Origin of the sequence: Cohnella soli (genome assembly GCF_042655525.1) — a bacterium.
Lineage (GTDB): Bacteria > Bacillota > Bacilli > Paenibacillales > Paenibacillaceae > Cohnella > Cohnella soli.
Genome location: NZ_JBHSMI010000067.1, coordinates 50838 through 72267, shown reverse-complemented (window position 1 = coordinate 72267; position 21430 = coordinate 50838). Strand labels below are relative to the sequence as shown.

Genomic DNA, 21430 nt, shown 5'->3' with positions numbered 1-21430 from the left:
GGGCAGGTCATCAGTTCGATAACGGATAAGAAGGGAGGTCGGTTCGGCATGCTGCCGAAAATACCGCTCGACGATCGCACATTCGACAGCATTGTGCAGGAAGCCCGCAAAGGCATCCAGAAACGGCTGCCGGAATGGACAGACGAGAACGCGCACGATCCCGGCATTACGTTTGTGGAAATGTTTTCGTGGCTCAGCGAGATGCAGCAGTATTACTTGAGTCGAATACCCGAGCGCAACTTGCGCAAGTTTCTTTCTTTGCTAGGCATCGCGCCGCGGGAAGCGGCGGCGGCCGAAACCGAAGTGTCGATCGGCAACGTCACGAAGCCGATTGAGCTGCCGGCGGGCACGAAGCTGCAAGCGGAAGACCAGCCGTTCGAGACGATCGAGCGCGCAAGGTTGTTGCCGCTTTCGATCGACCGGATCGTTACCCGGACGGAGAGGGAAGCGAGCGACCGTTCCGCATCGAATACAGGGGGCAACGTGGCGTTTTACGCTTTCGGCAAGGAAGCGGCTGCGGATAGCCGACTGTACATCGCGTTCGATCGGGAACCGATCGTCGGGGAGACGATTGCGTTGCACGTCAGGCTGGCGGACGGCGATGAGGGCGTGACATCCGAGTTGCATGAAAAAATTGTTCCGTCCGCGAAAGTCGCCTGGAAAATTTACGGTGAAGACGATGAAGGCGGAATGTCCTGGCTGCCGCTCGCCGTCATGGAGGATGAAACCGTTCATCTGACCTACAGCGGCACAATCTCGTTCCTAATCGAAGCGCCTGTTCGCCAGGTGATCGTGCATCCCGCGGCGGACAAGCCCAGGTACTGGATCAGTTGCACATTGGAGAATGCCGGTTACGAGCTGCCTCCCCGCATCGATCGCGTATTGCTGAACACGGTTAAAGTGAGGCAGCAAGACACGAAGAGCGAACATTTCGTTTATGACGGCACCGGCTTGCCGGGCCAAGCGATCGTCTCCGCCCGTTTTCTCGCTCGATACGGAGACATTCTCGTTCAAGTGCGCGAAGCGGACGGAAGTTGGCGAGATTGGCGCGAAGTGCGCAGCTTCGACGAAGCCGACATCGCCCGAGACGGGCGGTGTTACGTTGTTGCTCGTGAAGCGGGACCTGATGGTTGGTCGGAAGTTCGCTTCGGCGACGGCAAGCGGGGGGATATGCCTGCCGAGGGGACGGGAAACATACGTCGCATTCATTACGAGAAATCGTTTGTCGCGCTTTCGCTGATCGGCCGAAGCAACGGATTGCCGCACCAGAAGGTGATGCTGCATGATTTGCCATGCAAATGGCGGGACGGCCTTGCGCTCCAAATTGGTGTCCCGAGCGAGGACGGGGCGGAGATGCTGTGGGAAGATTGGAAGCCGGTGGCTGACTTCGATCGATCGGGGCCGCTCGATCGCCATTATGTGTTCGAGCCCGGGACGGGGACGATCGCTTTCGGCAACGACGAGAACGGTGCCATTCCCGCAGCGAGCGAAGAGTTTAACATTCGGCTTATCGGTTGCGTGCTCGGCGGCGGAGAACGTGGCAACATTAAGCCGCATCTGCTGACCGAATGGCGGCAGGAGGAGGAGCGCGAGCTCGGCTTAACGTCCGACAACGCCGGCTACGGCTTCGGCGGAGCCGAAGAAGAATCGCTCGAAGCGTGCCTAGAACGAGCGCAGGCGGAATGGCAGACGCCGTATGTCGCCGTAACGAGCGATGATTACGCTCGGCTTGCGATGGAGACGCCGGGGTTGCGGGTATCTCGTGTCCATGTTATTCCGAATCGTGCTCCGGGACGCGAGAAGCCCGCGCCGGGCTCCGTCACCGTCGTCGTTGTGCCCGAAGGACTTGGAGAGACGCCGGCGCCGAGCGCGGGCTTCCTGGCTACCGTGACGAAACATCTCGACGACAGACGCCTCGTGACGACTGAAGTTCACGTCGTCGCTCCCGAATACGTCAAGGTGACGGTTCATGCCGTCGTTGTCGTGGAGCCGCAGTTTATGGACGAAAGTCGACGAATCGCCGCTGCCTTGAAGCGGCTGCTTGCCCCGACCGACGGTAAGGACGGCGTTCTCGGCTGGCCGTTCGGGCGAACGGTGCATAAGAGCGATATTTACGGCGCGATCAGCGCTGTCAAAGGTGTCGCTTACGTGCAGGATTTATGGATGGATGCGGAAGGACGCGCCGCGAAGAAAAGCCCCGGAGGCGACATCTTGCTCGAAGGGCACGGCATCGTCTATTCCGGCGATCACCGGATCGAATTGATTAGCCGGGCTCAGCTTTGACGATGATTGACCCGGAAGGGGGATGAAGGTGGAAGGCGGCACGAATTATTTTTCGTTAAACCGGCCCGAGCATTGGCTTAGGAGGGGAGTCTCCCGTAACCTCGAAGAGGCCGAAGCGGGTATGGCGATCAGACGCGGGGAGAAATACGGCGTGTTGCAGACGCTGGCGCTTGACCAGTTGGAAGGCGTCGGAGAGGTGACCGCTTTCGCTGTCAGCTCGCACGGACAGATGGTGTTGCTGGACGGCGAAGGAGACTTGTGGACGTATGATCGGGGCAGCAGGCTTCACGAAAGGCTGTTCGTGCCCGGCCATCAGCTGTTCACGGGTGCTGCCAAACTGGCGATTACCGGAGAAGTCTTGTACGTGGCGGATGCCGGGAACGATTCGATCGAACCGTCGGTGGCGGCATACGACTTGACGAACGGGCAGCTTCGGTTCCGAAGATCCGGCAAGCTGCTTGACGAAACGCCGTTTTATCCGCTTGCGCTCGCTTCTGATTCAAACGGCCTGCACATAGTGACAACGAGGAAAGCGTCGGACGATCCGCATGCGACAGATGCGGGAGGATATCGGGAGTTGGCGCTTATCCGGCTTTCCGTCTCGGGAACGCTCGTGGACGTGTACGCGAATGAGCGATTTACCGCCAAGCTCCCTGAAGACGTCAGCCGCTGGCGGGACTCGCAGTTTCTATCTTTGTCTCCCGGCGGGGACCGGTACGTGCTAGAGACGTTCACATGCGCGCTTTATGTCGTTCGACGGGAAGACGGTGGATTGGAGCGGCATCTGATGCCTCCCGAATATTTCGCGGGGCTGGGCGTCGACTCCAAGAACCAGATTTACGTGGGCGATTCCCGCGCAATCGGGGGAGAAGGCGAAGACGACCGATTTATCGTCCATTTCGGCGAGAACGGCGAACTGCTCGACCGGCTGCCCGGCTACAGGGGAAAGGCGAGCGGCATCGCGATTGACGGCAGAGACCGGATGTACGTCTGGAACGCGGAAGCGGGCACCGTTACGGTGCTTGAACTGCAGCCCCGGACGCTCGGACTGGAAGGAGGAGGCATCCCGGAAGCGGCGTGGCTATCCAAAGCGTTCGACAGCGCGGCAGCCGAGACGGTGTGGCACAAGTTCACGCTGAGTGCGGACATTCCGGACGGGACGCAAATCCGGGTCAGCTATTTTGCCGCGGATTCTCCTTTCTTACCGCTGAAGGGGTCGGTATGGAAGGTCGACGATTGGATCGCCGACCGGAACCGTTCGCTGCAGGATAAGCTGGATGCGCTTGCTCCGTACTGGTCGCAGGCGGTCGTCAATCCGAAAGACGCGTTGTTTTTCGGCGCGGAAGGGCGTTACCTGTGGCTGAAAGTCGAATGGATCGGCAGCGAGCGGCACACGCCGGAGCTAGGCAGGATGAGGGTGTATTTTCCGAGGGAAACGCTGCTTTCCCACTTGCCGGCCGTCTATCAAGAAGAACCAAGCAGCCGCGATTTCGTCGGGCGCTATCTGAGCTTGTTCGGAACGTTGTTCGACAGCGTGGAGGAGCAAATCGACGGCATGGCGAAGCAATTTGATCCGGAGTTGGTGTCCGACAGACGACTCAGGTGGCTAGGCTCCTGGCTCGGTTTCGACAGCGACGAGCATTGGCGGGACGATACGGTCAGAAGGCTTATTCGGGCGGCGCCGGAGCTGTACAGGTATAGAGGAACGAGGCGGGGCATCGAGAAACTGGTCGAGACTTTTACGGGCAAGCCTCCGATCGTCGTCGAACCGTTCCAGTATAAGGCGATGCGTGACAACGCGGAATGGCGCTGGCTGACCGACCGGTTGTACAGCGACAATCCGCACACGTTTACCGTGTTGCTTGAGCAAGGGCAAGCGTCGTCGGACAAGGAACGCGTGCTTCTGCGCGCATTGATCGACGAACATAAGCCGGCGTATACGGAAGCGCGCCTCGTATGGCTGCAGCCGTGGATGTATCTTGATTTGCACACTTATCTTGGCGTTAATACGGTGCTCGCCGAGCCGTCCCTGTTCACGTTGCACGCGGACCGCAACATGCCGAACGATACTTTGATCGTGGACATGGACATGGACGGAAGAATGGACGCGCACACGCGTCTCGGAATGGATTCCGAACTGGAATAAGAGGCCGGACCGCAGACGCGAACGCGCTGCGCGTACGATCAAAGAGGAGGATTTTCGGTGAAAAAGGCAAGGATGTTTCCTTTCGAGAGAAACAGGTATTTTTACGGAAAATTGTTGACCGTGCGGGATTTCGAATCGGAGCAAAAGTATTTTAACGACAAGAGAAGATTGCTCAATCGACTGCTGTTCGGAAGCGGTGTCGTCGCCGGCATGCAAGTCGTGCCTGTCGATGACAAGACGATTACGGTCGAGATGGGCGTTGCGCTCGATTATTTGGGCAGGGAGATCGTCATCTCATCTCCGGTTACTTTAAAACTGTCGATGATCGACGGCTTTACGAACAACGAGTACAAGAAAAACGTCTACTTGTACGTCGCTTATGACGAGAAAGGACGCGAGCCTGTCCACTCCGTGGGCAATTCGTCCGTCCGGGGCGAAGAGACGAGCGAATACAACCGTTATCTCGAAAGTTATCGGCTATACGTCAAGGAAGAGGCTCCGTCTCCGTTATCGTTCGAACATGCGGGATTGCTCGAAGATATCGTCACCTTGTACCACGACAACGACGTTCGGGTCACCCAGCGCATGCCGAAATACGCCAATCCGGACGATGTGGTCGATGTTACGCTTGTCGTGGAGAAAACGTTGCAAACGCCTCGAGTGTCGCTTTCGTTCTCTTACGAAGCCGACGGCTTCGATCCGGTCGGCAAAGACGGCAACGCCGTCCGTTTCCTGGAGCCAGGCGACAAACAGGACACGGAACATCGGCTTACTTACAGCGTGAAAGTTCAGGATCGGCCCGGCCATGTCGGTAAGTTATCGATTCCGGCTGGCGCGCTGGAACTGTATATCGGCGACAATCGAGTTCCGATCGATCAGTCGGCGACGCATTCGGTGGAAATCGTCGAGCAGCCGGTAGCGGAACGGATTATGAAAGATTGGTACGAGCGGTCTCTCGATCAAGCGGCGGAAGGATATGCGGAGCAGAACGTCTGTCTTGCCAAAATCGGCCTGCTTCAGCTCGGTCCTACTTATATGATTGAGAAAGTGGAACGCGTGCCGTTCGACGAGTACATTCCGAATGCATCGCTGTCGCATCGGATGAACCAGAGTGGACGATCCTCATCGCTTCACCGTTTCTACGCGGAAGCGCAGGCGTTCGATCTGAGCTTCGACAGCAAGCCGGAACTGGATGTCGTCTATCATCCGGAGAGGAACGCTTTCGACTTTAAAATCGGCATCCCGCGGCCGCAGACGATTAACGACGAAATGGCGACAGGGATCGTCGACGTTCCGCTCGATGCGCAGGAGAAGTCGGGGCTCCGGTTATTTTCCCGAGGCAAGCGGAATTACGTGACCGATGAAATCGCGCACGGGCTAGGAGACGGGCAAGTGACGGTCATCGTCGGCCTGGAGGAAGTTCCCGATCCGCAAGCGCCTGTAGGCTCCGGCGGGGCTAAAGTGTATTACGGCTCGGCGGACGTGTTCAAGGATACCGAGTACGAAGCGGAGTTTCCGAACATTACGTTCGGCACGATTATTTATCCGGACAAAAACAGCTTCCGCATCGGCATGAAGCTAGTCGGCGGTATGTCAGCGACATCGCTGCGCGTGCGCTGGTGGGCGTTCAAGAAGCTGGCCGATGGGGTCTCCTCCGCTTCGATCTCGTTCGCGAAGTCGTCGGCCCGGGAAGCGGCTGCGACGGTCGAACAGCGCGGTAACCAATAATTCAAAGTTCATGCAAAAGGACCTCAAGCCCACTTCTAGGTGGAGTTGAGGTCCTACTTGTTTAAGACATGGAGTGCCGGATAGGTTTGATGCGATTAGTCCGCGACCGATTCCGCTTCGTCGGCAACCGCTTCCGGCTCGTCTGCCGCAACTTCAGCGAGAGCAGGCTCGTCCGCTTCCGCTTGGGCTACCGCAGCGGTCTGCTCTTCTTCTGAAGTTTCTTCAACGGCTTCGGCGACTGCCTCTTCTGCTGCAGAATCACTTGTTTCTTCAGCTTCAACTGCTTCAGCTACAGCCTCTTCGGCAACTGCTTCCGCTTCGACCGATTCTTCGGCAACGACTTCCGCTTCCGATTCTGAAGACGCTTCCAATCCTTCTACCGCGACTACTTCTTCTGCATCCAGTTGGTCCATCTCGAACTACCTCCCGAGGTCAATTGAGTGGGGACAATCCCCTATTTCCAAAGTATAGCGAAAGCAAAAAAGTGGCAACGGTGTTATTTTGAAGGATTTTGACAACATTGCTCGAAAGCGGGGACAGTCGAGCGGATACGGGAAATAACGTCAGAAGTTCCTATGATGTCGAATGGGGAAAAGCGGAGTTGCAGCCAAGGGGATGCCGTCGGAACGTTGCCGACCGTTTCGATTTATGCAATAAAACCGCCCGATTTCCCACAGGGGCATCGGACGGTTTGATAGGAAAAAAGAATGATTCCCAAGAAAGGTGCCAGATTCGGCAGATTGATCGGTGATTTCCGGCTATTTACTCCGCGATGATGCTAACCGTCAATCGAACCGGAACGTCTTTGTTATACGTGAAGATGTACAATGCGCCACCGAGCGAGTATGCGAGCTCGTATTTATTGCCGCCGAGTGATTCTTTGACGCCTTTTGTCTTACCCGATTTGAACGCGTCGGAGAGCTGCTGCAAAACCGTCTTGTTCCAGGTACGGATTTCCGATACGGCATAGGCTTCGGGGTTGTCTTCGTCCACTTTCAGCTTAAACGACAGCTGATGAGCCGCATAAGCGAGATCAAGGGGAGAAGCTGGCAATAGTTCGCCGCTGTCGGTTGACGTCGCGGTATCGCTCTCTGTCCCGGCCGGGTTCGGGGTTGCGACGAGCGCTGAGACGCGAACGTTGGCGGCGGTTTTGGCCGCGTCTTGCGTAGAATCGGGTGCAGGAGAAGACGACGCGGGCGGGCTCGATTCGCTGCCGGCGGACGCTCCGGAACTTGCATCGGTTTCTTTTCCGCTGTTTCCCGCGCTGCCGGTACCTGTCCCGTTCCCCGAGCCGCCGCTAGTTCCTCCCGCGTTCGCATTTCCACCCGCGTCAGTCGTTGCTCCCCCCGTTGCGGGTGTATCGCCCCCCGTCGTCCCTCCGTCTGAAGGGAGTTCTACAGGTTCTTCAGCAGGAGGCGGCGCATCCGGCGCTCCGAGCAAATCTTGCAACTTTGGCAATGGAATGCCGAGGAATCCGGCCAGGTCGATGCTGCCGTTCTTGAAATAGCCTTTATACACCGTACCGCCGTCGGCATCTAGTAAACTTCCGACGCCGTCGTATCGGTCGGTTTTGAACTTCCCGGTGTACAAGGCGACGCCGTCGTTGCTGAATGCTTGCCCGTCACCGTCACGCTTGCCGCCGACGAAATTGCCGACGTAAAGCGCGACTCCTTGTTCATTCATCAGCGTGCCTGCGCCGTGGTAAGCGCCAAGGAGAAACGCGCCTTTGTATTTGGCGACGCCGGAAGGGTAATATTCGATTCCTTCTCCGGACAACGCGCCCGCGAGATATTGCCCTTCGACGGCTAGCTTTCCGTCAGGCGAGTATTGCTTGCCCGCGCCTTCGTATTTCCCAGCGTTGAAGCCGCCTTCGTATACAAGCTTGCCAGCTTTGTCGTACAGCTTCCCATCGCCTTGATAGACGCCCGCGACGAAAGCACCCGCGTAGCGGAGCACGTCTTTCGAAGCGTAAAGGGTGCCCGCTCCTTCGAACTTGCCGCCCGCGAACGCCCCTTCATATTCCACAGAACCATCCGGGCGGTACAACGTGCCTGTTCCGGCATACTGGTCGGCGGCGAACTGCCCCCGGTAAAGCAACGCCCCATCCGCGCCGTAGAGTTCGCCTTGGCCGGCTTTCAGACCTTGGCTGAACTCCCCGATATAAAGCAGCGTGCCATCTGGAGCGAACTGTTTGCCGGCTCCGGAGAACTGGCCGTTCTCCAGCGGACCTTGGTAGATGAGATTACCTTCAGCATCGACGATCTTCGCCTGCCCGGTAAAGCCTTTCTCAAGCGCTGCCGAAGCTTCGTAAGTCGGCGTGCGGGCGAACCACTTATCTACGAATTTCGGTGGATTAATGAAACCGAAATAGATGATGACAAGGGAGAGAAGCAGCACGATAACGAACAGCTTCTTCGCAATGTAAAATGTGCCGATGCGCCAGTAATTGTCAAGCGAACGAAGTTTGCCGCCAAGTACGGTCTTCATCCACTTGACGAGCCATTTCAGCGCCATCTTCGGGAGCATGGCCGCTTTTTTGATCGGGACGACGATCAGCTTTTTGACCGGTTTAAGGAACGGCTTTAATATCGACTCGATCATTTAGGGCACCTGTATCGTAACTTGGCCAGGATTGACGATCTGGATGACGCCGCCGAAGTTGCACATGCACTTGGAGGAGTTGTTGAGAGCCGGCATGTTCGCGACAAGCACCGTCGGAGAGCCGGGCATCCAGGGAGCCGCAACGACAGGCGTACAGGGCATCGGGGTCAGTACACCCAGAGCGGCGGCGGTCGCCGATGCGACGGCCGGGTTGGCCATCGACTGGCACATGCCGAACGGTGCAATATTGACGAACGGCTTGTTGTCCATAATATTGGCGATCGGCATTGCCGTCATCGTTCGATTAACCGGCAATACGTTAAGAACGCCGGGTGCCATCCCGAAGGAGCATTGCAGCGTTGCTCCGCCGCAAACGAGCTGACCCATGAATCCATCCTCCTGTAAGCGCCTTCCGGCACTTGATCCAATCCATCCGTCGATGTCCGTTCCACGATCCGAATCTCTTATTTTCCATACTACAACATAACCCGAAAATTGTCATTTTATATAGGATAGAGGGTGTAAATTGTCGCCAAGTATAGTAGGATGGAAATAACAGACGAACGCACGGGCAACGCTTCTGCCGAAGCTATTTAATAGGAAAGAGACGGTTGAATCCGATGAAAAAGATTTCGCTCACGTTACTGCTGGCTGCTCTCGTCATAACGGGGTTGTCCGCGATGCGGCTCCAATCTTCTGGAGGATTCGGGACGGGGCCTTGGGAAAGCCGGGTTGCGCTGCAGAACTTGTCGTCCGCGACGGAAGCGGAAGCGTCTTCGCTCGTCGTCATCGGGAACACGAAGCAGAACGTCTTGAAGCTGTCGGAAACCGGCGGAATCGAGGAAACGATCGCGCACGACGGCACCGGGGATTCATCCCGGAAGGACTTCACGGAAGCGGTCGTCGACGGCTCTGGAAGAGTGATTGTTCTGGATACGACGCTCGATGCCTACGGCTTGATCGTCCAGAACGAGCAAATTATTCGTTACGATGGGAAGGGTAAGTCTCCCGAGGTGCTGTACGATTGGAAAGGCGACGGAAAAAGCAAAAGAATCGGCCAAATAAAAGGTTTGCAGGTAAAGGGCGATTCGCTGTTCTTCTTCATAGCCGTACCCGAGAAGTTAACGTTGATGGAACTGCCGCTGAACGGCGGTCAACCGAAAGAAGCGCAAGTCTTTCAACTTCCGCCCAACCGTTTCTTGTCCGAAGCGACGGGAACGGTTCCCGGCGAAATCTATTACGCGACGAAGCGGGGCGCGATTTTCCGCGTGACGGCGGAAGGCGCAAGCGAGATCGTGTATCCGCGGGACAGCATGGAGCGGACGCGGAAAAACTTCCCCGAGAGGCTGTCGGTCGCTCCGAATGGTAAGCTGCTATTCATCGACAGGCTGTTAAACGCGGTTACGACGTTTAAGCCCGGGGCGTACGGGCTTAACGTTCTTCTGAACGAAGAATCGCTTCTGAAGTCGGTGCCGGACGCCGAAAGCCTGGAAATGATGGACGTGATTCCGTCAGCGAACGGGGGCTTCGTCGTCGTTCTGAACGATCGGCTTCTTTTCTACGATCAGCAGAATCAATTGACCAAGATCGTATCCGAGGTGACATTCAGTGGATCGGACGTTTTCCGAAAATGGCTCCTATGGGGAGTTTTCGCGGCCGGGGCGTTACTGCTGCTCGCGGCGGTCAGACTCGTTCACGTTCACATATTGAACCGGAAGTTTTCTTTATTTTTCAAGCAACTGATCGTGACTGTCCCCGTTACGGTCGTATGTATGGTGTTGCTCGCGAATTTCTTTTACGACAGTTTCTCCGCACGAATGGAAAACGAGATGCAGCGGGAGCTGACGATTCTGGCGCGCAACGGTCAGCAGCTAATCGATGGAGATCGGCTCGAGAAGCTGCATTCTCCGGAAGATTACGGAAACGAAGATTATCAAGCGATTCACTCGAAAATGAATTTCCTGTTCGAAGGAGAGCAGGCGGCGGATCGGCAAGGTTTATACAGCACGTTGTACAAGTATGAAGATGGCCAACTGTATGTTTTGATGGATGACGACGATGGCGTAAACATGTTTAAACCGTTTGAAATGAACGAGGAAAATGAAAAGGTACATAAGCAAGGACTCATACAAACGGGCCAATGGGAAGATGCGAACGGCAAATGGATGTACGCGATCGGCCCGGTGTACAACAGCAAGCACGAGGTCGTCGGCATTTACGAGACGGGCCGCGACTTGAGCGTACTCTATCAAGCGAATCACAAAATATACGTCACCGTTCTGAAAGACATCGCGATCATTACGGCGATATTGCTTGTCGTCATTATCATCGGTACGTTCTTTATGCTGTCGACGGTGCGCAAGCTTCGCCGCAGCGTTATGGAGATGGCGGACGGCAATTGGGACGTGGAAGTACGCGTCAAAAGCCGCGACGAAGTCGGCGATCTTGGCGAGCAGTTCAATCGGATGGCTCGTTACATTCGCCAATACATCGCGGACATTACGCAATTTTCCGAAGCTTCCTATCGATTCGTTCCGCAGCAAATTTTCAACTCGTTAGGCAAGAAAGGGATTCTGGACATCCGGCTCGGCGACCAGGTACAGAAGAACATGTCGGTTATGGTCGTGAACTTGAGGGAATTCCGCAAGCTGTCGCAGTCTTTGACGCCGATGGAAAACTTTAATTTCATGAACTCGTTCCTGAAAAGGTTCGGTCCGCTCGTACGCAAGGAAGACGGACTTATTAGCAAATATTTGGGAGCCGGCTTCATGGCGTTGTTCCCGGGGTATGCCGAAGAGGCGCTTCGCGCCGCGATCGCCATTCGCCAAGAATTGAATGAATATAACGCAGGCCGTCGCCGTGCAGGGTACGTGCCGGTCGACGTAGGGATCGCGATTCATCGCGGGCCGCTGATGATGGGGATTATCGGCGAAGAACGCCGCTGGGAAGGCAACGTTATTTCGGACGATGTGCACTTGACGTCGATGCTGGAGAGAATGTCGGAGGAACTCGGCGCATCGGTGCTCGTAACGAAAGATTTTTTCGAACAAATGAGAGACCCCGAGAGGTTCCGCCATCGTTCGTTGGGACGAATTACACCGGAAGGCCAGGACGTCTCGATCGAGCTGATCGACGTCTACGACGGCGATTCCGAGCACTTGCGTCAAGCGAAGGAACGTACGAAAGCGTTGTTCCAACGCGGGCTGCAGTTATGCCAGGAAGGTCGCTTCTTCGACGCCAGAGAGACTTTCGTTGAAGTCATCAAGCAGAATCGGCTGGATAAGGCGGCCAAGCTTTATTTCTACTTATGCGATGAGTATTACCAAAAAGGAACTTCAACAGGTTGGAACGGTACGCTCGCGGTATAGTGCCTCGATCGACAGGGGAGGAAGAAAACGGGATGAAGATCGGCACTTTTTCCATTCACAGACTGGATACGGCCGTGCGGGCTCGCGAAGTGGTCGCGTTTTTCTTCTCCGGCCAGTCGTTCGACGATACGCGCTTTACGCCGGGTGAAGAGGAACAGCTGCGAAGCTTGCCATATCGAGCGCTGGTGGGCGAAGTCGCCCTCTGGTACGCGACCAACGAAACCGGCGATATTATCGGCGCGAGCTGCGTCGCGGAGAACGATCAGGGAACGGGCGGTTACAGCTGGGATTACATCGTCGTTCATCGCGATTACAGGAGATGCGGCATTGCCGCGTACTTCCTCGAGACGCTAATCGACTTTCTGCGCGGTGCATCCGCGAGATACTTGATCACTTACACCTGCAGCTTGCCGGAATATCAGACCATTCGCAGGCTGTTCGAGCGGAATCAGTTTGAACTGGTCGGACAAATTCCCGACTTTTACTTCGACGGAGAAGACCGCTTAATCTACTGGCGCAAAATTTCCTGAAAACCATCGTGATCAAAAGCGAACTTTTTGAACTTCCTTTCCAAGAAAGAGAGAATCCATGGACCTACAACAATGGATGCGCAGGCTCGGAATCAAATCGGAGGACCGGCGCAAGCTTTGGCTGATGGCGCCGGTTTTCCTTTTATGCGGCATTGCCGAGGCGCTGAATTACAACGGATTCATGACTTTGTTTAATCAACGATTCGGCAGCGCTTATTTGCCTTACATCTATATCGGGGAAGCAATCATTCTTCCGATTGAAGCTTGGTTTATGGCATGGCTTGCAGGACGTCTGACGAAACCCGGCCTCATGCGTGCGATGTACGCGATCATGACGGCTATCGTGCTGGTGAATGCGGCTATTCTGATCGGAATGCGGGTCGCCGACGTCGATTTTCGTTTCTATTATCCGATTTTATTTCTATCATCGAGCTTCGTCGTAAGGCAGCAGACGATTCTGTTATGGAGTCTCGCGGTTGACTTATGCCCGACACAGCAAGCCAAAAGGCTAATGCCGACTTTCGTCGCCGCAGCGACGCTCGGGGGCGTCGTCGCCGGTTTGTTGACGCAACTCATCAGCCCTATGTTCGGGCCTGATATTGTGTATGTGATCGGACCTTTGTTCCTGCTCGTAGCATCCGTTAACTACCGCAAAGCGATCGCCGTATACCTCGTACCGCTTGCCCTCAAGTGGACGGGAGACGCGGCCGGACAAGTGGAGCCGCTCTCCTCGATGGCGTATTTCCGCCGGACGTTAAAGTCGCCGTTCCTGCTTGGTGTCCTCGGCATGATGACGGTGATGCCTGCGCTTTACTTTCTGATGGAATACGTGTTCTTGAACACTGCGCATGGGGCTTATCCGAACGAGGCCGAATTCGGCCGTATGTTCGGGGTTGTGACGACGCTGCTGTTCACGTTCGCGTTTCTCTTGCAGCTTGTTTCCGGCAAATTGATGGCTTGGCTAGGCGCAAGCGGCATGTTGACAGGCATATCGGCTGTATATGTGCTTTCGTTCGCGCTGTCGTGGATGCTGCTTGATTCGCCTGTGGCACTGGCCGCGGTGTCTGGCGGGTATATGCTCACTTATCTTTTTATTTATTATTCGGCGGAGCCGTCATACCAACTCTTCTATAAAACGTTGCCGCTGGCCCAGCGGGACGGGTTCAGATACGTTGCCCAAGGCATCGCATCATTCATGGGGATCGTGCTCGGTGCCGGTCTGCAATTTCTGCATACCGGCTTCGGGTGGGGGTTCCCTGATCTTGCAGCGATCGGAACGGCTGGCGCTGTCTTATTGTTGGTACTGTCCTGGTTCGTCAGGCAATCGTATATGAAAGAGCTCGTCCAAAGCGTTCAGCTGTTAGGACTTTCCGGAGACAGAGAGCTTGCGGAGTCTTATCGGGAATTTTATCGCAACGCTCGTACGATGGGGGCCGTTCAGGCACTTCTCAAAAGCGGCAGCGAAGAAGCCCGAGAAATCGGGGCTACGATTCTCGGAAACAGTAAAGATGCGAAATATTTGCCTTTGTTGTTGCGTTTGCTCGATGATGACAGCGTCAGGGTGAAAATCGCCGCATTACGAGCTATGAACTTGTCTGGTGCGGATTTGGAAGCAATGGCGAAGCTCGCGGCGTTGCTTGAAGATCCGGAACCGGACGTGCGCAAGGAAGTTGTTCACAAGCTTGCTCAGATGAAACATATGCCATCTCAAGCGTTTTTCTTTTTGCGTATGAAACTGCTTGATCGCTCTCCTATGGTTGTCGCGGAAGCGGTGAAGGCGATGTACTTGCTGGAAAGCGCTCAAAGCTACGAAGCTTGTTATGAGGTGATCGAGCGCATATTGACGGAAGGCGGGGAGCAAGCCGTCCATATCTGTCGGGTCGTAGCGGAGCTAGGTCTGGACAGATTCGCGAAACAGGTCGAGGCGCTGCTGGAAGATTCGCGGCCGGCCGTTCGCGTCGCTGCGACGGTCAGCTTGGGTGCTCTAAAGCAGCTTTCGGTCGCGCCGGTGCTGCTCTCGCGTCTGCCTGCCGCCGATCAAGAACTGCACAGCGTGACAGCGCAGGCGTTGAGAGACATGGGAGAGGGCATCATCAGCTTGCTGAAAGAGACGATGCCGGTCGCTCCGCCCAAAAGCTGGAGCGCGATCGCTCAAGCACTTGCTCACTTGTTGCCGGACGAAGAAGTTCGTGGCTGGCTGGCCGAGCAAGGCGCCGCGAAGCTGGCCGAGCTCGAGGAGACGGCGAAGCTGCCGGAGGCGTTCCGCTTGCTGAGGCGCCCCGATCTCGCCGATCTCGCGGAGCTTAGGCAGAAGGATGTTCAATCGACGGTGTACGCCGGCGTATGGCCGATGCTTGAACGGCTGACCGACGAACAAGTCGTCGGGGCGATCCGCAAGACGGTCGCGGACGAAGACGAAGAGACAAGAAGCGGCGGCTTGGAGGTGCTGGCGGAAGGCGTTGGCGAACGCAAGCTGTCTCACAAACTTGCAGCCGCACTTCAAGCGGAGGCTGGCCGGACGTTCGGGTTGACGTGGGAGTCGGCGCGGGCTTCCGTCGAAGCAGCCGCTTCTTCGCAGGATGACTGGTGGGGCGAGATGGCGGCTGAGCTTGCGAATGGCGAAAGGAGAACGGCGATGATCGAAGAACACGGAATGTTAGGCAGGCTTAACAAAGTTGTTTTCTTGAAAAAAGTGCCGTTCTTCGCCGACCTGTCGCTCGAAGAGCTTGGCTTGATCGCGGGTGCGGCGACAGAAGAAGCGTTCCCGGACGGCAGTTACTTGCTAAAGCGGGGAGAATCGAATCCGGCGTTGTTTGTCGTCATCGAAGGGAATGTGGAATTGACGAGCGTATCCGCGGCCGGGTGGGAAGCGACGCTTGGCGTGCTGGGTCCGGGCGAAGTATGCGGTGCGACTTCGGCGCTCGACGAGTCGCCCTCGTCCGTGACGGCGCAGGCGTTTTTCGGCGACGTACGAGCGCTGGCATTGCAATGCGAAGACGTCACTCGGCTCGTTCGTCTATACCCGGAGATCGGCATCGGTCTGCTGCGCGCATCTCTGGCGCGCATACGTCTCCTCGAAGAGATGATGATGAAGTTTGATTCGTAGCTGGTCGGGGTTGGGACAGCGGAGCAGGCGAGGAGGCACGGGGGCAGCAGGCCTCGCGTTCTTGATGTGGTATTGAGACTGCGGCGTGTCAATAACGATGAAAAACATCGTACCAAGGCCTCGACCAGCCCGTCCCGTCACTGTAACGATGTTTTTCATCGTTAGCGGGGAGAAAGGGACCGAATTGAGGCTGTTAGGAGTCAATAACGATGAAAAACATCGTACCAAGGCCTCGACCAGCCCGTCCCGTCATTGTAACGATGTTTTTCATCGTTGCAGAAGAAGGACCAATATCCTTTAGCGTCCGTCCAGCAATAGAACTTCTTCGCGCCTCGCGTTGAAAGAGAAAGCAGGGCTATGTTATCCTCTTACTATCGTAAACTCAGGCACTCGGTAAATATTCAACCTTATGGCAGCAGGCCGTAAGGTTTTCTTTTCTACTTCATCGGAATATCGTTGAACGCGCAGAATCGGAGGCATATCGGCATGGCAGGAGCAGGACGAAACAGGAGACAAGGCGGATCGGGGCAGACAGGCGGCGAGAGGAACGGGCGTCGGGATCGAGGAAGGAACGGCGGAGGAGCAGCCGGGGCGCGTGGAAGTTATAGTGAAAAGAGCGGCAAAGGCGAACGCAAATCGTTCCAGGAAAGATCGGACGTATCCCGGCAACAGGCGAACCGAAAGAGCAGCGCGCATGGATACGCGGGACAGTCCCGGGGAGTAAATGCCGGCGCTTCAGCCGGATCCGGCAGAGGGGGACAGGCAGGAACGCGACTTCCAAGAGGTGGCGGCGTTTCCGGGACTCGCGCAGGCGGCAGCGGTCATCCGGCGTCTGGCAAAGGAACCCCACCAAACTCTCTATTGGGCATGGGGCGCATTAAAGGGGAATGGATGGAAATCCGGCTTCCCGATCATCTGGCTGGCGCGCCGATGGCGGCGATCGCCAAACAATTGCCGCTGCCGCCGAAGCAACTGTCTCGGCTGATGCAAACCCGAGGATGCGTGCTTCAAGGTCCGCATTTGCGACTGCATTTGTTCCCGCGCGAAGGTCGGGATTTCCCTTCCGACTGGATGGAACTAAATATTCTGTACGAAGACGAGTTTACGCTCGTTGTCAATAAACCGGCAGGTATCGAAGTGCATCCGAGCGAGAAAGGACAGCGCAAGACACTCGCTCATGCGGTCGCCGCTTATTACGAAATGTCCGGGCAAGATTTGCGCGTTCGGCACGTCCACCGCATCGATAAGGACACGACGGGGCCGGTGTTATACGCTAAAAACGAGTTTGCGCATTATCAATACGACAAGGCGATGCGGGAAAAAGAAGTCGAACGTATCTACGTCGCGCTCGGGGAAGGACGCGTCGAAGGCAATAAAGGCACGATCGACAAGCCGATCGGACAAGACCGGCATCACTCTACTCGGCGCAGAATCAGCGATACTGGAGATCGGGCGGTGACCCATTACGAAGTGGTGGAACGTTTCGACGATCATACGCTTGTACGCCTGCGGCTTGAAACGGGACGGACGCATCAAATCCGTGTCCACATGGCGTCAATCAACCATCCGCTGGCCGGAGACGGTTTGTACGGAGGGAAGCGGAACGTCATATCGAGACAAGCACTGCATGGGGAACGCCTGATCTGGCGTCATCCGTGGTCAGGAGAGAAACAGCAAGTGACCGCACCATTGCCCGATGACTTGGCCCAAGCTCTGAACAAGCTGCGAAACGGTTCGTAAATTGCGAACGATCTAACGGATATTTTTCTTTTCGAGAAGTACCCGACTTGTTATTCTATTGGTGAACGTTCAAATGCTACTTTATGCGCGTGAAGAGCACGCCGTCGACTCCGTTAATTGGAGTAGGCGGCGTCTTTTATTTGACAGGAGAAGAATGGAATGTTTGAAGAGGTTTTCGCAAATTTGTTAAACAAACAAACGAAGGAGGCAGGCGGTCAACGTCGGGAGATGCTGGAGCGGAACTTGACCGGAACAAAAAAACTGCTTGAAGTGTTGTACCCCGTTCTCGGCTATTCGTACTTTCCGTATGGCCTGGACGAGCTCGAGCAGCAACCCGAAGAACGCCGCAAGGATTTCCGGGCTTTAATCGGGGTGAACGCGAACCTGGAAGGCATGGGGCTCCTTGAGTTGCCTGTATAAGAACGGGAAGTGTTGAGATTCGGAGTGTTGAGATCAGTCGAATTTTTTTGTCGGACGTAAGCTCGTTGCTTGGCTTGCAAAAAGAAACGGCTAGAAAAGTGTTGGATCTTTGGAAGAGAAGCAGCTTGTTTGTTTAATCGGTGGCGGAAAAAGCAGGTGTCATGGGTTGGTTGTCCGTAACGGAGAAAGCGGTTAGGTTGTTTCGTTGAGAGAGCATGCAATTGGCCAGAGTTGCTTGAAAAAATCGAGCAACTGACCTGAGGAAGAGGCATCGTGAAGGGAAATGGCCGAAAAAATCGAGCAACTGGCCTGAGGGAGAGGCTTTGTGCAGGGAGTTGTTCGAAAAAATCGAGCAACTAACCTGAGGGAGCGGCATCTTGCAGGGAGATGTTCGAAAAAATCGAGCAACTAGCCTGAGGGAGAGGCTCCACGCAGGAAGAAGCTCGAAAAAATCGAGCAACTGGCCTGTGGGAGAAGCTCCGTGCAGGGAGATGCTCGAAAAATTCGAGCAACTGGCACATAGATGGGTTAATGACAGATTGCCAATCCGGACGATGTCGCCCGGATTGGGATTCTTTGTGACATGTCCGAGCTCGCCGGCAAAATGCCTCTGTCATGAGGTATGAGCTCGTCGGCAACGCCTCGGTCACGAGCTACTAGATCGTTGACAAATGGCTTCAGTCATTAAGTATGAGATTGCCGCCTCCGCGCCGCAGTTGATGTTCGGGCCGAACTTCGTCAGTCCGTCGCAGCAGCTGCCGTCTTTCGGATCAACGACTTTGACTCGTAAATCGTTATATCCGTAAAACCAATCTTTGCATAGATTCCGCAAAGCGCGATAATACGCCGAATTGCTTCTGACGTCGCTACCTTCGGCATTGCCCTCGAGACCGATACGTCCTACTGCCACTCTGCTCATATGATCGTTTCCGCTCGCGTACGATCCGCTGCCGACAAGCCGGGCGCTGTGATCCCGCTCGTTGAACGAGAGTGCAGCAGCGGCCTCCTCCAACGCCAACGCGAGCTTAAAGAGCTCTAGCGGCTGCTGATCCCAGCGGCTTGCGGTATCGCTGTCGGAAGTGCGCCAGCCTTCATTGCCGACGGGGCGGAACCAGCCTTCCTCTGTCCTCATTACCCGCAATAGAAACGAAAGGCTCTCCAGACCTGTTTTTAAAGTTTCCGCGTTTCGCGTGTAACGATAAGTTCGCAGCATTGCCCAAGGGAGAACGCCATTGCTGTAAGTCAACGCCGGCTCGAACCAGCGCCAATCGTCGTCGTAAAAGTCGCGGAACGCGCGATTCAGCACTTGCTCCAGTCTTGACACATGATGCCTCAATTCCTTCGCAACATCTTCCGGAAGCGCGATAATGCCATTTACGGAAGCATCCAGCAAATGCGCGCAGGCCGCCATAGCGAAAGCCTGGCCTCGCAGCGAATCTATTTTGCCGAGCGTAGGCAAAGTTCTCTCGACGATCGCTCTTGCCGTGTCGCGCTGCGGGCTGTGCAATCGAATCCATGCGTCGGCGCACGCCCAAAACGAACGCCCTTGGCAATCGTGGGATACTTGTTCGCGTTCCCACGACCGGTCATAGGCGAAGTTGTTTTTGAACCAGCCGTTCTCGTCTTGCGCCCATAACATAAAAGCCAAGTAGATGTCCGCGAGGCGATGAAGCTCTTCCCGGGTCTCGGACTGTCCGCTATCGCATTCCGGTCCCGGGCCAATGGACAGCCATTCCGTTGCCGTCCACAATGCTCTGGCGTTGTCGTCAGTCGTATAACCTTCGCGTCGTCGCGGAATGCGTCCAAGCGCATGTTCCAGTATTCCCGTATCGTCCGTCAGGCGGCGCAAATGTGAGATGGAAGGCAGTGCCGACGGGGAAGGGGAATGCCGAAACGGACTGCCGTTAGACGACACCGGCGACGATGTCCCTTTTGCCGCTAATAATAAGTTGAAACAGCCGCAGGTGCTGCGCCCCCACGTGCGGCCAATGCATGCTCTTGCCGATTTCGGAGATCGTACGCTGCCATTCGCCGAGCATGCCGGGAAACGTAAACAGTTCGATCAGTTTCGCGCTCCAGGCTTCATGGTCGCCGTAAGGAAGAAGCATATCTTCCCGTCCTTGCACGAGATCCCGTGCATATTCGTAAGGCGTGGACAAGAATGGCCTGCCGAGCCCGGCGGCATAAGCAAGCGTGCCGCTCGTAATTTGCCCCATGCCGGGATACGGCGTGACATATAGATCGCATGCGGATATGAGCGAGACAAGTTCCTCCTCCGGCACGTAACGGTCGATCCATGAAACATGGTGCTCAAGCCCTAGCTCGCGGACGAGCGCCTTCAGTTCCTCGCGGTATGCTTCACCCTCATGCTTTCGTACTTCGGGATGAGTCTGGCCGGCAATGACGTAGAGCATATCGGGCACGGCTTGAACGGCCGACGCCATGGCCCGCAGCACGAGTTCGATCCCTTTGCCCCGACCGAGCAGTCCGAACGTAAACAGCACGTTGCGATGTTCCCACCCCGCCGCACGTCTCGTTTTCATTCTGTCGGAGCGACTTGGAATAGGCGTGCCATGGGGGATGAACGACATTTTGCCGTAAGGCGTGCCGAAATTGTCGTGTAAGTAATCCATGCCTTTGCGATTCATGACGATCATATGGTCGCTAAGCAGCGTGATTTCTTTCTGAACGTCGCGGTAGGGTGGGCGAGGATTCTCGAATACGGTGTGGAACGTTGTGACGACCGGTTTGCGAAGACGTCTGAGGAAATCGATGACATATTCCCCGGCTTCCCCGCCGAAAATGCCGAATTCATGCTGCAAAGAGACGATGTCTGTCGAGCTTTGGTTAATCGCTTCTGCAATCGCATGATAATCTCCCTCGTGCTGCTTCAGCAACGGAAGCATCCATGGTTCCTTATAATCCCCGACTTCTTCCGGATTGCATAAAGGAACGACGAGATCGGGCTGTCGAGCGCTTGTGGCATACGAGATTGCTTCCCGCAGATGGTGCGTATAAGTCGCAAGCCCGCATTTCTTAGGTACGTACGTGCTGACGTACGCGATTTGTGTAGAACGGTTATTCACCGACGTTGCACCTCCCATACTCGATTGCATACCGCTTCGTGCAAATATGCGGACCAACTTGCATGCCCGCGCCGAAAATACATGGGTCTACCTGCAGGGACGAAGTCGAGTGCCCGCCGCTCGATAATATATATGCCGGCATTGATCCGATTTGACGGAGCTTCTTCTTTTTTCGGCGTCTATCGTGGATGTGTCTCCTGCAGAGCCGATTAACTACTCTACGCGCGTCAGCCGTTTTTCATCCCTTTTTCCGTGGCAAAAAGAAAAACTCCCCTGTTCGCGCAAGCGAAGGAGAGCATCGGTAACGAAGGTTTATCCGTTAGAATCCCTATTCACCAAGGTACGTCCGGTTTCGATTCAAAGCGCGTCATTCGGGGTATACCATTGAAGATAACCTGCAAGTCCATATTACGGAAAAGCCC

General features: G+C 55.6%; 13 protein-coding genes. 8 read left to right on the top strand and 5 right to left on the bottom strand.

What is annotated here, in order from left to right:
- The first annotated feature begins 48 nt into the window (after window positions 1-48).
- The 3 genes from ACFPOF_RS29845 to ACFPOF_RS29835 are packed head-to-tail and all read left to right on the top strand — an operon-like array spanning window position 49 to window position 6157.
- Window positions 49-2283, top strand: coding sequence for a putative baseplate assembly protein (locus tag ACFPOF_RS29845; RefSeq protein WP_378139182.1), 2235 nt, complete (start codon window positions 49-51; stop codon window positions 2281-2283).
- A gap of 22 nt (window positions 2284-2305) precedes the next feature.
- Window positions 2306-4429 carry a phage tail protein gene (locus tag ACFPOF_RS29840; protein WP_378139180.1) on the top strand — a complete coding sequence of 708 codons (2124 nt, stop codon included), beginning with the start codon at window positions 2306-2308 and terminating at the stop codon, window positions 4427-4429.
- A 57-nt stretch (window positions 4430-4486) separates the two neighbouring features.
- Window positions 4487-6157 carry a hypothetical protein gene (locus ACFPOF_RS29835; protein WP_378139178.1) on the top strand — a complete coding sequence of 557 codons (1671 nt, stop codon included), beginning with the start codon at window positions 4487-4489 and terminating at the stop codon, window positions 6155-6157.
- 95 nt (window positions 6158-6252) lie between these two features.
- Here ACFPOF_RS29835 and ACFPOF_RS29830 read toward each other — a convergent pair whose 3' ends face one another.
- The 3 genes from ACFPOF_RS29830 to ACFPOF_RS29820 all read right to left on the bottom strand — a co-directional run bounded on the left by ACFPOF_RS29830 (window position 6253) and on the right by ACFPOF_RS29820 (window position 9145).
- Window positions 6253-6570: a hypothetical protein gene (locus ACFPOF_RS29830; RefSeq protein WP_378139176.1), complete on the bottom strand. Its 318-nt coding sequence runs from the start codon at window positions 6568-6570 to the stop codon at window positions 6253-6255.
- Window positions 6571-6919: 349 nt separating this feature from the next.
- Entirely contained in the window at window positions 6920-8758 is a 1839-nt protein-coding gene (locus ACFPOF_RS29825; protein ID WP_378139174.1) for an MORN repeat-containing protein, read from the bottom strand.
- On the bottom strand, window positions 8759-9145 hold the full coding sequence (locus ACFPOF_RS29820; RefSeq protein WP_378139173.1) for a DUF4280 domain-containing protein: 387 nt from the start codon (window positions 9143-9145) through the stop codon (window positions 8759-8761).
- 233 nt (window positions 9146-9378) lie between these two features.
- On the opposite strand from ACFPOF_RS29820, the gene ACFPOF_RS29815 reads away from it, so the two are divergent.
- The 5 genes from ACFPOF_RS29815 to ACFPOF_RS29795 all read left to right on the top strand — a co-directional run bounded on the left by ACFPOF_RS29815 (window position 9379) and on the right by ACFPOF_RS29795 (window position 17922).
- Window positions 9379-12126, top strand: coding sequence for a HAMP domain-containing protein (locus tag ACFPOF_RS29815; protein ID WP_378139171.1), 2748 nt, complete (start codon window positions 9379-9381; stop codon window positions 12124-12126).
- A 32-nt stretch (window positions 12127-12158) separates the two neighbouring features.
- Window positions 12159-12656: a GNAT family N-acetyltransferase gene (locus tag ACFPOF_RS29810; RefSeq protein WP_378139169.1), complete on the top strand. Its 498-nt coding sequence runs from the start codon at window positions 12159-12161 to the stop codon at window positions 12654-12656.
- A gap of 58 nt (window positions 12657-12714) precedes the next feature.
- On the top strand, window positions 12715-15762 hold the full coding sequence (locus tag ACFPOF_RS29805; RefSeq protein WP_378139167.1) for a HEAT repeat domain-containing protein: 3048 nt from the start codon (window positions 12715-12717) through the stop codon (window positions 15760-15762).
- 486 nt (window positions 15763-16248) lie between these two features.
- A complete protein-coding gene (locus ACFPOF_RS29800; RefSeq protein ID WP_378139165.1) occupies window positions 16249-17502 on the top strand; it encodes an RluA family pseudouridine synthase in 1254 nt (417 codons plus the stop codon).
- Between the two features lie 159 nt (window positions 17503-17661).
- The gene (locus ACFPOF_RS29795; RefSeq protein ID WP_378139163.1) at window positions 17662-17922 is read left to right on the top strand and encodes a hypothetical protein; all 261 of its coding nucleotides are present in this window, start codon (window positions 17662-17664) and stop codon (window positions 17920-17922) included.
- 646 nt (window positions 17923-18568) lie between these two features.
- Here ACFPOF_RS29795 and ACFPOF_RS29790 read toward each other — a convergent pair.
- Both ACFPOF_RS29790 and ACFPOF_RS29785 read right to left on the bottom strand, forming a co-directional pair.
- Window positions 18569-19837 (bottom strand): hypothetical protein, encoded by a 1269-nt coding sequence (locus ACFPOF_RS29790; RefSeq protein ID WP_378139162.1) that lies wholly within the window; start codon window positions 19835-19837, stop codon window positions 18569-18571.
- A complete protein-coding gene (locus ACFPOF_RS29785) occupies window positions 19827-21008 on the bottom strand; it encodes a glycosyltransferase family 4 protein (RefSeq protein WP_378139160.1) in 1182 nt (393 codons plus the stop codon). Before ACFPOF_RS29785 ends, ACFPOF_RS29790 begins: the two co-directional genes overlap by 11 nt.
- Between the last annotated feature and the right edge of the window lie 422 nt (window positions 21009-21430).

What these genes read in the sequence shown, in the direction of transcription:
- ACFPOF_RS29810 (WP_378139169.1), top strand. Translation starts at nt 12,159, where the DNA reads ATGAAGATCGGCACTTTTTCCATTCACAGACTGGATACGGCCGTGCGG.
- ACFPOF_RS29795 (WP_378139163.1), top strand. Translation starts at nt 17,662, where the DNA reads ATGTTTGAAGAGGTTTTCGCAAATTTGTTAAACAAACAAACGAAGGAG.
- ACFPOF_RS29820 (WP_378139173.1), bottom strand. Translation starts at nt 9,145, where the DNA reads ATGGGTCAGCTCGTTTGCGGCGGAGCAACGCTGCAATGCTCCTTCGGG.
- ACFPOF_RS29805 (WP_378139167.1), top strand. Translation starts at nt 12,715, where the DNA reads ATGGACCTACAACAATGGATGCGCAGGCTCGGAATCAAATCGGAGGAC.
- ACFPOF_RS29840 (WP_378139180.1), top strand. Translation starts at nt 2,306, where the DNA reads ATGAAGGTGGAAGGCGGCACGAATTATTTTTCGTTAAACCGGCCCGAG.
- ACFPOF_RS29825 (WP_378139174.1), bottom strand. Translation starts at nt 8,758, where the DNA reads ATGATCGAGTCGATATTAAAGCCGTTCCTTAAACCGGTCAAAAAGCTG.
- ACFPOF_RS29845 (WP_378139182.1), top strand. Translation starts at nt 49, where the DNA reads ATGCTGCCGAAAATACCGCTCGACGATCGCACATTCGACAGCATTGTG.
- ACFPOF_RS29830 (WP_378139176.1), bottom strand. Translation starts at nt 6,570, where the DNA reads ATGGACCAACTGGATGCAGAAGAAGTAGTCGCGGTAGAAGGATTGGAA.
- ACFPOF_RS29815 (WP_378139171.1), top strand. Translation starts at nt 9,379, where the DNA reads ATGAAAAAGATTTCGCTCACGTTACTGCTGGCTGCTCTCGTCATAACG.
- ACFPOF_RS29800 (WP_378139165.1), top strand. Translation starts at nt 16,249, where the DNA reads ATGGCAGGAGCAGGACGAAACAGGAGACAAGGCGGATCGGGGCAGACA.